The organism is Gillisia marina (genome assembly GCF_000258765.1).
Classification (GTDB): Bacteria; Bacteroidota; Bacteroidia; order Flavobacteriales; family Flavobacteriaceae; genus Gillisia; species Gillisia marina.
In genome coordinates this window covers 1-12,452 of record NZ_AJLT01000016.1, presented here as the reverse complement: position 1 = coordinate 12,452, position 12,452 = coordinate 1, and the positions used below count along the sequence as shown (strand labels likewise).

General features: G+C 32.7%; 14 protein-coding genes. 4 read left to right on the top strand and 10 right to left on the bottom strand.

The window, feature by feature from the left end; genetic code table 11:
- Nucleotides 1-35: 35 nt before the first annotated feature.
- Both ON07_RS04600 and ON07_RS04595 read right to left on the bottom strand, forming a co-directional pair.
- Entirely contained in the window at nt 36-1,451 is a 1,416-nt protein-coding gene (locus ON07_RS04600; protein ID WP_010228573.1) for a capsule assembly Wzi family protein, read from the bottom strand.
- A 205-nt stretch (nt 1,452-1,656) separates the two neighbouring features.
- Nucleotides 1,657-1,995, bottom strand: coding sequence for a DUF4870 domain-containing protein (locus tag ON07_RS04595; RefSeq protein ID WP_010228571.1), 339 nt, complete (start codon nt 1,993-1,995; stop codon nt 1,657-1,659).
- Between the two features lie 103 nt (nt 1,996-2,098).
- Between ON07_RS04595 and mnmE the strand changes: the two genes are divergently transcribed.
- The 3 genes from mnmE (at nt 2,099) to ON07_RS04580 (ending at nt 4,948) form a co-directional block, all read left to right on the top strand.
- Nucleotides 2,099-3,571 carry a tRNA uridine-5-carboxymethylaminomethyl(34) synthesis GTPase MnmE gene (gene mnmE, locus ON07_RS04590; protein ID WP_010228569.1) on the top strand — a complete coding sequence of 491 codons (1,473 nt, stop codon included), beginning with the start codon at nt 2,099-2,101 and terminating at the stop codon, nt 3,569-3,571.
- A 94-nt stretch (nt 3,572-3,665) separates the two neighbouring features.
- Entirely contained in the window at nt 3,666-3,875 is a 210-nt protein-coding gene (locus ON07_RS04585; protein WP_010228566.1) for a hypothetical protein, read from the top strand.
- Nucleotides 3,876-4,438: 563 nt separating this feature from the next.
- The gene (locus ON07_RS04580; RefSeq protein ID WP_010228564.1) at nt 4,439-4,948 is read left to right on the top strand and encodes a hypothetical protein; all 510 of its coding nucleotides are present in this window, start codon (nt 4,439-4,441) and stop codon (nt 4,946-4,948) included.
- Between the two features lie 194 nt (nt 4,949-5,142).
- Here the strand turns inward: ON07_RS04580 and ON07_RS04575 are convergent, their stop codons facing one another.
- From ON07_RS04575 to ON07_RS15870, 3 genes are all read right to left on the bottom strand, one after another.
- Nucleotides 5,143-5,760, bottom strand: coding sequence for a hypothetical protein (locus tag ON07_RS04575; protein WP_010228562.1), 618 nt, complete (start codon nt 5,758-5,760; stop codon nt 5,143-5,145).
- Nucleotides 5,761-5,838: 78 nt separating this feature from the next.
- Entirely contained in the window at nt 5,839-6,909 is a 1,071-nt protein-coding gene (locus ON07_RS15875; protein WP_010228560.1) for an adenylate/guanylate cyclase domain-containing protein, read from the bottom strand.
- Nucleotides 6,824-7,657 carry a tetratricopeptide repeat protein gene (locus tag ON07_RS15870; protein ID WP_010228559.1) on the bottom strand — a complete coding sequence of 278 codons (834 nt, stop codon included), beginning with the start codon at nt 7,655-7,657 and terminating at the stop codon, nt 6,824-6,826. The genes ON07_RS15875 and ON07_RS15870 overlap by 86 nt, the downstream gene beginning before the upstream one ends.
- A 621-nt stretch (nt 7,658-8,278) precedes the next feature.
- Here ON07_RS15870 and ON07_RS04565 point away from each other — a divergent pair.
- Nucleotides 8,279-8,869: an HD domain-containing protein gene (locus ON07_RS04565; RefSeq protein ID WP_010228557.1), complete on the top strand. Its 591-nt coding sequence runs from the start codon at nt 8,279-8,281 to the stop codon at nt 8,867-8,869.
- A gap of 184 nt (nt 8,870-9,053) precedes the next feature.
- Here the strand turns inward: ON07_RS04565 and ON07_RS04560 are convergent, their stop codons facing one another.
- The 5 genes from ON07_RS04560 to ON07_RS16520 all read right to left on the bottom strand — a co-directional run.
- On the bottom strand, nt 9,054-9,950 hold the full coding sequence (locus tag ON07_RS04560) for a DUF4412 domain-containing protein (protein ID WP_010228554.1): 897 nt from the start codon (nt 9,948-9,950) through the stop codon (nt 9,054-9,056).
- A gap of 42 nt (nt 9,951-9,992) precedes the next feature.
- Nucleotides 9,993-10,361 (bottom strand): hypothetical protein, encoded by a 369-nt coding sequence (locus ON07_RS04555; protein ID WP_155807139.1) that lies wholly within the window; start codon nt 10,359-10,361, stop codon nt 9,993-9,995.
- A 46-nt stretch (nt 10,362-10,407) separates the two neighbouring features.
- A complete protein-coding gene (locus ON07_RS04550; protein WP_010228550.1) occupies nt 10,408-10,716 on the bottom strand; it encodes a hypothetical protein in 309 nt (102 codons plus the stop codon).
- 540 nt (nt 10,717-11,256) lie between these two features.
- Nucleotides 11,257-11,481, bottom strand: coding sequence for a CDGSH iron-sulfur domain-containing protein (locus tag ON07_RS04545; RefSeq protein ID WP_010228548.1), 225 nt, complete (start codon nt 11,479-11,481; stop codon nt 11,257-11,259).
- A gap of 105 nt (nt 11,482-11,586) precedes the next feature.
- Nucleotides 11,587-12,452: hypothetical protein (locus tag ON07_RS16520; protein ID WP_010228547.1), on the bottom strand; the 866-nt coding region annotated here is incomplete at its 5' end.

The following is a 12,452-nucleotide window of genomic DNA, read 5'->3' as shown; positions in this document are numbered from 1 at the left end:
TTTTTTTATTCTAATTTCTCATAGGAAATACTAATTCAAAACGTTTTATTGAATTTAAGACCCACTCCTAAATTACTATCCTCAGATGAAAGGTCTGCACCCAGTTGCAGATTTATGTTCAGGAATGAATTCAATAGATTCACATCTAAATAGGTAGAAGTTATTTCATGAGAAAGCTTGTATTTTCCCGAAGGATCATCTTCCGGGATTTTAACCCAATCAAAATCTCCTTTACTTCTAGCATGCCCATTATTGTTTCTATAACTAACCAATAACTTGTAATTAAATCGGTTCATTAAAAACCCATTGGCACCAAAATGATGAATGATCACCCTGTTATTTCCAATAATAGGATAGTCACTTCCATAGTTGTTCAGGGTAAAGAATGGTAATCCAATGATTATATTTTCGTAAGTCCATCCAGATCGATAAATGCCATTATTGAAATAATTATCCCAAACATGCTTAAATGGAGTTCTATTATGACTTTGATTTTTGGTATAATAAAATTCATACAACAACTTATCTACCCATGGCTGTTTTTCTTCATTCTCATTGAGATTTGCATATAACCCGTATCTTCCATCTTCAAAATTATAATAAAGCATTCCCGAGCCATCCTCGAATGGGTGGCTATACATAAATTCCAATTCTGCATTTTTGAATTTTTGAGTTATGCGCAGTTCATAACTGCCCAAATGATTACCTAACGCATTAGATTGCTCTCCTTCAAAAGCATTTTCGCTTCCACCTTGTCCGGTTATAATCTTCAAGTAATCTTTTAAACCTCCTGGTTGACGACCTATTATTGTATCTGGAGAATCCCCAGCCCATTGCACAAAATGTTCGAGCCCGAGTGCAATCTTCAACCCATTCTTAGACCTGTAATTTAAATAAAGGCTCTTTTTGTGAAGTCTCGTATTTTTTACAAAACGCTCCTTTCCTATTAAAAATTCGCTCCAAGTTCCAGAAAATCCCAAACGATTATTAAATAGAAAATAAATTGGCCTTAAAGTATTTATTTGAAATCCCGGCATTAGCCTTGCATTTAACGACCACAGCATATTACCATTTGTACCACTAAGCCCCTCATACAATTCATCGTAATGTTTAATACCGCCTATTACTCTCAACCAATAATTTTTATACTGAACGTATAATTCATCTAAATCAACTTGGTTCTCAGCTGTGTCTTGATATAAAACACCTCCACCAATCTCAATATTAAAATCCCGATTGATTAGCCAGTTTTCTCTGGCGGTTAACCATAAAGCCACATTGGCACTATTATTCACTCGACCTCTTTGATTTGAGTAGAACCAGAAAGGCAACATTTCTTCAGAAGAAACTAACCCACGAGCAGTAGCTTCTCCAGAAAAACCTAACTGAGAAAATCCTACAAATGAACTGAAAATAAAATAAATAATAATCCCCCCCCGCTCTATAGTCATGTCATTAAATATTCAAAATAAAAGGGGGAATTTGGTAACTATAGGGATGAAAAATAAGAAATTTGAAATTCCTTATCAATTTAACACAAAAAATTAACAATTAAGAATTACAACTCCAATGCTTCGAAATTCTTTAAAAATAATTAGCATATTTCTCACTCCCTATAAAAGTAAAATGGCTAAAATAGTAATCTTCATAATTTACTTACTTTATAAATTCAATTGAAAGAGGATAGTTCGGGATCTCCCCATTACTCACTTTTATAGCATTCAAGATTGGGAATACTATAGCTACTATCGCAATTCCTATCAATAAAATAACCCCCAAGCCAAATAAAAAGATCAACGGGATACAGATAATGGAATAAATGAAAATACTAATCTGAAAATTAAGAATCATTTTCCCATGAGCATCCATCCCGAAAACCTTATCTTTCTGGGTGAGCCAGATTACCAAAGGCACTACAAATCCCCCTATTCCGGTAACTAGATCTAATAACTGACTTAAATGTGTTAATACTAATAATTGATTGTCTTCTCTCATGATGTTTGTTTGATTGATGATGTACTTTATAGGTATCACTTTTCTTAATTATGTTACAAGCCTACAATTTAGTAAACTCTCTTTTCTTTAGTATCTTTGCCGCATGATTTTAAATGATACTATTGTAGCCTTAGCTACTCCCTCCGGTGCTGGAGCCATTGCTGTAATACGTATTTCTGGGCCACAGGCCATAGAAATTGTAGCACCTTTATTTGTATCTAAAAGTAAGAAAGATTTAAGGGAACAAGCCACACATACCCTCCATTTGGGAAATATCATAGATGAAAAACGTATAATAGACGAAGCTTTAGTGTCTATATTTCATGGACCGAAGAGTTATACGGGAGAGCATACCATAGAAATTTCTTGCCATGGCAGCCAATATATACAGCAGGAGATCATTCAATTGTTAATTAGGAAAGGTTGTCGCTCTGCAGAGGCCGGTGAATTTACTTTAAGAGCTTTCTTAAATGGTAAAATGGATCTTAGTCAAGCGGAAGCCGTAGCAGATCTTATTTCTTCTGAAAATGCTGCCTCTCATCAAATGGCGATGCAACAAATGCGAGGAGGATTTTCTAATGAAATTCAGAAACTTCGCCAAGAGTTGCTCAATTTTGCTTCGTTGATAGAATTGGAACTGGATTTTGCTGAAGAAGATGTAGAGTTCGCCAATAGAGATGAATTTCAGAATTTAGTAACCCGTATCCAACAAGTTTTAAAGAAGCTGATAGATTCTTTTGCTGTTGGAAATGTGCTGAAAAATGGTATTCCTGTAGCAATTGTCGGTGAACCCAATGTTGGTAAATCTACGTTGCTTAATTCTTTGCTAAATGAAGAAAGAGCAATTGTTTCGGATATTGCAGGGACTACCAGAGATACTATAGAAGATGAAATAAGTATTGGTGGAATTGGTTTTAGGTTTATAGATACCGCGGGAATTAGAGAAACCGAAGATATTATTGAAGGATTGGGTATTAAAAAAACCTTCGAGAAGATAAGTCAGGCACAAGTAGTAATATATTTGTTCGACATTTCAAAACTTAGTCCTGCTGAGCTTGATTCCGCATCTCAAAACTCTAAGGAACAAGTTCAGGCTGATGCTACTTTTCCAAATAGAATTAAAATAGAGATTGCAAAAATCCACAATCAATTTCCTCAAAAACCTTTGTTAGTTATTGTAAATAAAGTAGACATATTAGATGCGACTGCACAAGAGAATTTAAAGCAAGAATTACAGCAGATCTCAAGTGGGGTAGAAAAATCTCAATACCTTTTACTTTCAGCAAGAACAGGACTTGGGGTAGAAGAATTACAACAAAAGTTATTGGAATTTGTAAATACCGGAGAATTAAGAAACAACAATACTATTGTAACCAATAGTAGACATTACAATGCGCTTCTAAGTGCGTTAGAAGAAATAAACAAGGTGCAACAAGGCTTGAATAATAAGCTTTCCGGAGACTTAATGGCGATAGATATTCGCCAAGCTTTGTATCATTTTGGAGAAATAACTGGAGAAATTACTAATGATGACCTTTTAGGTAATATCTTTGCTAATTTCTGTATTGGGAAATAATCATATTTAATGTGTATATTTCGACAATTTTTTATTATATTTTGATCCATTAACCCTTTAAGCTACACTAAGTGTACCTTTAGAAATAATAAATATGGGAAGACCTTCCACAAAGCCAAAAGATTTAAGAGACGGATTTTATATTGAAGTTCGCAATAAGAACCAACGAACAGCTATAAAAATTCGCAGAGATACCAAGGAACAATTAATCCTTGCAATAGAAGAGTATCGTAAAAATAAAGAAGTTACCGTTCTAGGAGAATCCAAGAAAGGTAAAATGATTGAAATCCCAGGGGTAAGTTAACAGCTATTATCCATTTTTGGATGTGCATCCTTGAAGTTGCACATCCAAAAATTAAGGTTCTAAACGAGCCACTTCTTTTCAAAATCTAAGCATATCTATTTACCTTCCAACGATCTCGGTGTCCAAAAGTTACTTTTAGGATCTACGCCAGATTATTGGGAAAGATAACTGGTTCCCGCACTTTTGGTTTACACCTTGAATAAACAATTGTGTAATACCTTTTCTTTATTTACTCTTTTTATGGAAGTACGTTTTTACGTAGAATTTTCTTTTTTAAAAAATAATTGAATCTAAGCCTAGCGAAAATCAACTATTTTTTTAGCTTTACTGCCTGGTGTTTCTTAAAAACCAGCTTCTCCCCTATAAGTTGCGGTTTCATTTTACAATTGAAATCCCTAGACAAAATTAATTCAGCTAACTACATGCCTTTTTATTAAAGTCTTCGTGCTTAAGAAATACATTAATTCTTACGATGAGATAACAATTTGTAAGACGTATAAAATTCTTTGAAACTTTTTAAAATGACAAGAAAAATATAAATAATCAACTTAGACAATTAAAATATGATCTGGTTTAATATTAAATCTCTTGAAGAAAAATTAATCAACAACAAAATTTCTGAAGAGACAGGATATCATTATTTACTTACATTTTTGATCATCGTATCCATAGTCATTTATAGTAATATACCAGATGATTTTAGCAGTAAATGGTGGAGCTTGGCTGATTTCCTTATAGGACTTGTCATCACAATTTTTGGACTTGCTAAAATTTTCAAAATAAACAGTAACGCAGATAATAAGGATTTTCTGAAACGATATTTCTCGCTTTCATTTGTTCATTCCATAAGAATCGCTGTAGTTTTAACTGTACTACTCATTTTAAATAAACTTATAATAAACTTAGCGCCAAATACTATTAGTAACTTTTTCACTACGCTAACCACAGGTGATTGGGCAGAATTCAGTTCCAACATTTTAATTTCACTTCTTTATTACTGGTTACTAATAAGGTCCTTCTTAAAAGTAACTAAAAACAAGAGCTTAAATTTGGCAGCCGTGGAAGCTTCGTAACAACAACAACAACAACAACAACTATCATCCTATGAAGCGTTTTTAAGCGACTGAGAAATCTCAAGTATAAAGATTTCTCGCTGTGGTCGAAAAAATTACTGAAAAATAATAAATAGAAATGAGTTGCAAACAACTAGAAACAGTCGTTTGCATTCATCTTAAATTTTTATAAGCATATTAAATTATGCTTTAATTTAAATCTTCATTTCTAATTTAGGATCTACCCAGAAAGTTTTAGTACTGTTATCTTCGTAAATTATTCGAAACTGAACTTCATAATATTCCTCACCTGTGATTTTTTTGTTTTTAACTTTTATTTCCACTTTTTTACCCTTTTTCTGCTTAGTACTAAACTTTAAAATTTTTGCATTGTTATTTTGATTTGATTTCCTTCTGATATCAAGAATATCGATTGTAGCATTACTAGAGCTTTCTTTTGGAACTCCCTCCCAAAAAACTTTTATATTCTTTTCAACTTTAGTTAAAAATTCTTTCGGACTTCCTGAATTAATTCTAACACCATCTACAATATTTATAAAAACTACTTTGCTATCTAAATTACTTTCATTTATATCTTCTGTATCTATTTCTAATAGAACATCTGCATCTTTTGCTACCAGCTCTTGATTAATATTCTTTCTAATAGGTCTCGTCAACGTATTTAGTTGTTTAGCATTCACTGTAAGCTCCTTAAAGTTCTCTGAATAATTATTTAATCTTGGTTCCTCAGCTTTAAATGATAGTAAAATTAGCAGCATGATTAAAAAACTAGCTGTTCTCATTGTTCTTTTTAATAGTGTACTTGTTTTCATAATATTAAAGTTTGGTTGGTTTCAGTTGTAAAATTGTATTCAAAATTAGTAGCTTATTAATCTAGATTCCACATTAGTTTAGTTAGAAACAAAATCCTTGTTGTTTTCTACAAAGTACATTGGTACTAAACCTTTGTTTTTAACCTCTATCTCCCCGCGCTCTTTACAAGAAAAATGGCCCTTTACCAATTGAAAAGTATGTTCGGAGATATTAATTTTCCCTCCTTCTGAACAAGACTCCATACGGGAAGCCATATTCACAGAATCTCCCCAAATATCATAAGCAAATTTTTTACTTCCCACTACTCCTGCGATTAACGGCCCACTATTAATGCCTATCCTAATCTCAAAATGGGCTCCAATACCCAGCGTATTCTTTTTTGCTTCTTCTACAAACTCTAAAATTTCCAATGCGGCATAAATCATGTTGATGGCGTGGTCTTTCATAGGGAATGGAACTCCTGCGGCACACATATAAGAATCGCCAATGGTTTTTATTTTTTCCAGTCCGTGTTTTTCTATAATCTTATCAAATTCTGAAAAATAGAAATCTACGCTCTTAACCAGCTCTTCCGGAGATAGACTCTCAGAATACTGCGTGAAGCCTTCAAAATCTGTAAACAAAACACTTACTTCATCAAACCTTTTTGCTTGTACCTTTCCGGTTTTCATCAACTCCTGAGCTGTTTCTTCCGGGAGAATATTTCGCAACAAATGCTCAGACCTATTCTTTTCTTTTTCTATAATTAAATTGGTACGTCTTATAAAATTGTTGCGTCTATACAATCCAAACGCAAGTAGCATTAAAAGAAATAGTGCTACTAAAACTCCAATCACTAAGATTTGTTGGTTTCTTTTCTGCTGATTTAATAGATCTACTTCTGTTTGCTTTTGCGAGATCTCGAAATTGGTGCGCAAATTTGCCATTTCGCTTACAGATTCTAAATTCCTAACGCTATCACGATATGAGATATAATCTTTATAATATAAAAATGCTTTCGCAGTGTCTCCTGCTTGTTCATTAAGTTCTGAAAGTTTCCTATTGGCGTCGGCTATGTAATTTTTAAAGCCATATTTGGTAGAGAGCTCTAAACTTTTGGTAGCGTATTGAAAAGCTTTTTTTTGTATCTCCTTTTTCTGTATATACATCGGCAAGAGAAACTAGGAATTCTGCAATAGCATTGTAAGCATTTAATTCTTGAAGTAAGTCGATGGCCGTATTCAAGTTTTCTTCTGCTAAGTCATCCTTACCTAATTTAGCATTAATTCTTCCCAGATTTCCCAGGCTATAGGCCTGGCCCAAAGGATAGTCTACATTTTCAAAAATAAGCCCAGCTTCTCTGGTGAATTTCTCAGCTTTTTCCAAATTTCCTACGCGTAAATACTCGTCCCCGGCATTAAAGAGTGCGCCACCCAATTGTGCAGAATCCTTTCCATTTCGAAATTCCGCTATTCCCTTATTATAATATAAATCTGCATTAGCAGTGTTTCCAATTAAAGAATATATGTTCGCAATCTCAATATTGATAGCTGGAATTGCGTCCTTATCCTTTAAACTGTTAGCATAATCCAGACTTTTAAAAAACACCTCTAGAGCTTGCTTAAGATTACCTTTAAGGCGTAATCCATAACCTAATTTTCGATAGCCACTATAAACTTTATGATCATCACCAATCGCTCTAGCACGAGAAATTAATAATCTGGAATATTTAGTTATACTATCTGGGTCTACTTCATTTTCGGCTATTTTTGATAACATTTCCAAATCTGTTTGATTCCCGGATTTAGAGAAAAAGCTATTTTTTAAACTATCTGCAATAGTTGGATTTTGAGCAAAACCTTGCCAAATGCTGAATAAAATTGTTAGTGGAACTAAAAAATATCGTTTTGCTTTCATCTAAAAAAAAATATCCTGAAGTGAAATCAGTTTCTAAGAAATATTAAAAAGCTGGTTTTAAAGTTCTTAGAATTTGAAGGAAAATTATATGCCTCCAATACTATAATAGCATCAGTAATAATGTGGAGAAGTTATTCTCTAAACCACCTATAAGTATAAAACAGGTAGCTATTTTTAAAATTTCAGCAGAGATTAAAAAATATTATTTATTACACTTTTCAATCTTACTGATGATCAAGGTAGTGAAGTTATAAACATGAAAAAAGAGATTTTCGGTAAACAGCTATAAAAAGCTTTTAATTGCACATTTTCTATGTTTAAAATCCTACAAGTTTAAAATGATGAAATAATTTTATTACATCATTTTACATATAATTACCCTTTATAAAGGCTAATCAACTGAATTAAAACAATTTAAAAAGTAGTTATTGTACTAATTTAGTTACATTAGAAGAAGATTTCTTATGTTTTGATAATAAATTCGAAATCTGTACCCTTCAGTTTAAGTTGATTTCAACCACTCATTAAACGGAGCTTTAGAAATCGGCTTATTGCGTACACAGTTTCTATTCTATATCTTGGTTATAGAAAGATTGAAACGCACAACAAAAGATTCATTTAATGGACAAGTTTCTTCCTATTTATCAAAAAGTGATTTCCAATCTGGAAAACAACTTACCTTCTTGGTTGCAGTATCACTGTTTAGAACATACACAGTACGTTTTAGATAAGGTGATTTATATCGCCGAAAAAGAGAAAATCGGGGAACATGAACTGTTTCTGTTAAAAATTGCAGCACTTTATCATGATATTGGTTTTATTATAGATAGAGAAAAACATGAAGAATTAAGCTGCATTATTGCTACAAGGGAATTAAAGGATTTCGGTTTGAAACCGGAAGAGATCGAACAAATTTGCGAGATGATGAAAGCTACCGAAATTCCTCAAAAACCTACATCTCATTTAGCTTGTATACTCGCAGATGCCGATTTGGAATATCTTGGTACCGATGACTTTTTGGAGTGGAGTGAAAAGTTATATCAAGAGTTATTGCACTATCAGCCGGATTTAAGCGAGGATAGTTGGAATGAGATCCAATATAATTTTATGTCTAAGCATCACTATCACACCACTTACTGCAAGCAACACCGTGAGCCTAAAAAGTTGAAGAATTTAGAAATGATTAAAAATAGAATTCAAAAAACTTTATAGACAGTTCTTAAATTTTCCAAGTTTCTTTTATTTGCTTCTTCATAAACAAATTATATTTTGGTTAATTTTCAATTCAATTTCAAATAAGGCTAATCAATTTTTATCCTTATTTCTTACCTAGTTTAAAATAATTAAAATCTATTATTCGATTAAGAAAAAATCTTCTACTTAAATTTTTGAATACTCAAATGCCCATTTTCATAAATTGATAATCGTTTTTAGATAAATTCATTTTCTTCTGCTCTATACTCACTACCCGCATGTTAAAGTTATCCTTGCTTTTAGATTTGTTGGTCATAGTCATTTCCATCATTAAAGCATCTTTTTTTAATACTTGTAATAAAGCTGGATCGAAACCCTTTGGAGCACTTTTATTGTTGGCCATTGCAAAAAGTGCACTAAAACTAATTGGCGCATCTAAAGTGAAATATATTTGGCCTTTATAAGTTGGGTCTTCTACTTCAATGCCATAACAAGTGTATCCAAGAATTTCCTTAGTTCCAATTTCTTTAAAGCTAATATCTGCTTTATTCTTATTCTCTTTGAATTCCTGCATTTTATAAATTTGCCCCATTTTTTGTCCATTCATGTCCATAAACATGATATTCTTTTTCAGTTTATGGTCCATAACCATGTACATCTTCCCCTGTCCTTTTAATTCTTCACTCGACATTTCCAATCCAAAGTAATCTGTAATATTATCATTAATCAGATAATTGAATTCTGCCGTTTGATTTTTATTAGAAGTTAGTATTGTTTTAACCTCCCAATTAAATTCGTACTGATCTGGGAGTTGCCCCGCATCCTGGCCTTTAGAATTCATTGTAGCGTTATTTTGGGGAATTGAAGATTTCTTCTGCTGGTTGGCTAAGGAAGTTGAATCTGATTTTTTATCACTACCACTAGCAACGCCATCAATCGTTTTATCAGTCTTTTTGGTAACCGTTTCATCGGTTCGTTTCAGAATTGTACGTTCGGCGGCATGTTCAGCTTTCTTTTTTATTTTTTTTAATATCTGTGCCTCCCCAATTTGGCCGATAGATAAACAGAAAATAAAGAAAAGAATATATTTGGCTTTCATCTTTTGAATATTATGGTTTATAAAAGTGTAGATATAATTATATTATTTTTGTTTGTCTTTTTTATTGTGTTTCCAAGGTTCTAATCCTCTTTCTAGATTTAGCATTTTCCCCAATGGTCCGGGGATCATAGACTGTTCTACTGCATCCGGGAGTTTTACACTACAATTCTCATAGGTATATACAAATTTTCCCGAAGAGGATTCTTCTCCAATTGCTGGTTTTATTGCGTTTATAAATAGTTCCGTTAGCCTTCCTGTTTCATCAAACTCGATGTAACTGCCTTCATAATTAGAATCATTATAATTAAATCGCATGCAAGTATGAGCACCATTACAGAGAACTTTTTCAGGAACGTAATAATCATTTTCAGAAAAATGATAGGGTTTATAAATAAAGGCTAGTTCAAGCACCAAATAGCTAATGGAAATATCTAATTCTTGTAGAGCCGAAAATGCTTCAAGATAGGGTTCTGGGCAGTTTATAAGCCTGTGGTATCATTCCTGCCATCATAAAACCCATAGAACTGGAAGGAACAATCGAGGCTTTTTCGTAATGTCCATCTTTTTCATTAAAGGCATACATAAAGCCTTTACTATCTAGATATAATGGCTTTAGCTGAGTTCCAGATTCTACTCTCATGGCAATGACATCTGCATCAAAAAACTGGGTTTGTATATAATTGCCAATTTCATCAAACATGGTCATTATTACATCTGTGTTAAAGAAATCATTTGCAGAATTAATGCTCAATTCTTCTCCATCCACCTCAATGACCCTATTTTTTTCGTTGGCGGTTGTGTCATAAGATACTTCCCTAGTTTCCAGTCCTTTTTCTTGGGCACGTTCCTTTAACTTATCTAAAATTTGTGCATGGCAATTAAATCCTAGACTAATAATTAACAGCGTTATAATTAGCTTTATTTTTATTTTAATTCTTATGAAATTAGGATCCAGTTAAATAATATAGATCAAAGAAATATTTAGAGCGTATCACTATTGAAATTTCCTGTGGAAACATAAGTTGTGAGGGTAGTTAAATATAGGTTTATAATCAGGCTTATAAAATGGGTGAAATTCCTTAATTAACTGAAATACAATCTCTTATATTTGAATTTTAATTAATATTTCTATCAAAATCTAGCTTTAATTAGATATTTAATGAAAGAACTTGTAGCGAATCTTTATAAAGAGAAGTGATTAAAACTTAAATAGTGAAAATAGATAATGGTAAATCCTTCAGTATATATAAACAAAAATGCAGTACCGTTAGGCACTGCATTTTAAAATACACTTTGCTTTAGTATTCTATTGTTTTTTAGGTGGCAAAGCAAATGCTACTGCATCATGCTCGAAATGGTTTCTATGCGCCCCATCACAAAAAGGTTTGTTTTGTGAAAGTCCACATCTACAAAGAGAGATCACATCTCTTCCTGCAAGATCATACACATTTCCTTCTTTATCTACAATTTCAAAATCTCCTGTTACTTTAAGAGATCCATTATTGTTTACTTTCAGTGTTGTTTTAGACATACTATTATTTTAGGGTGATTAAATTTTAGCGATTTTTAAGCTGAACTTATTTCCAAAGAAAGTGAAAATAGGGCAAACTTTGCAATTCTATTTACTCAAACTTCATTAATAGCTTCTCAATTTTGGCTCTAACCATAGGTAACCCATGCTTAATAAAAATACCAAATAAAAATAGATGGGATTAATTGGAATTGGGTTCCTATTTTTCTTACTTAAGTTAGATAGAGTTCCTGAGTTTCTTTTATTTGCTTGAATTTGTGCATAAGCCCTTAAAGTCTTCCATTTTTCAGATGCTGTCACATAATAATCAAATACATAGGTGCTGTCCTGTTGTAAACTCAGATGTTGCCAACCCACACTTTTAGGAAATGTGATGCCACTCCAGACATCTGGAATATCTATATCCTGGCGTAAGGGAATAATACTTTTCTCATCGTTTAAAACTAACGGGGCTTCCTCTAAAGTTCGTACATGAAAACGAAAAGGTTCATCTAAAATTCCGATTTTAGAAGCCGAAGTCCATTCCGCCAATGGAATTGCCCGCTTGCTGATAGCATTAATATGTTTTGTCCATAATTGTTGATACTCATATGTATATCCGGATAGAAGCAATTCATAGGTGTTTTCCAACACACTAGTACCAACTTTCCCCCGTCCAAACCTTTTAAAGGCGGATAGAATTTTGTTTTCAGAGGTTTTAATTGACTGAAGTTTCGAGCCTGATTTAAATAAGAAGGGATACTTTTTAAGGCTAATACTTTCTTTAATAGAATGTTCTATATTCTTATCTGGTGAAAAATCGAATCTCGCCAATCCAGAATTAGAGCTAAACAAGGAAGCCTCTGGTTGAATAAAAACTCCTAATCCATCTTCCGTAACAGCATTTTCCAATGCATTTTTTTCTGAAGTAGAAAGTGTTTTATAAGAGTTAAAATCTATTATTAGAAGGTCATAACTTTCAAGTAGTTTTT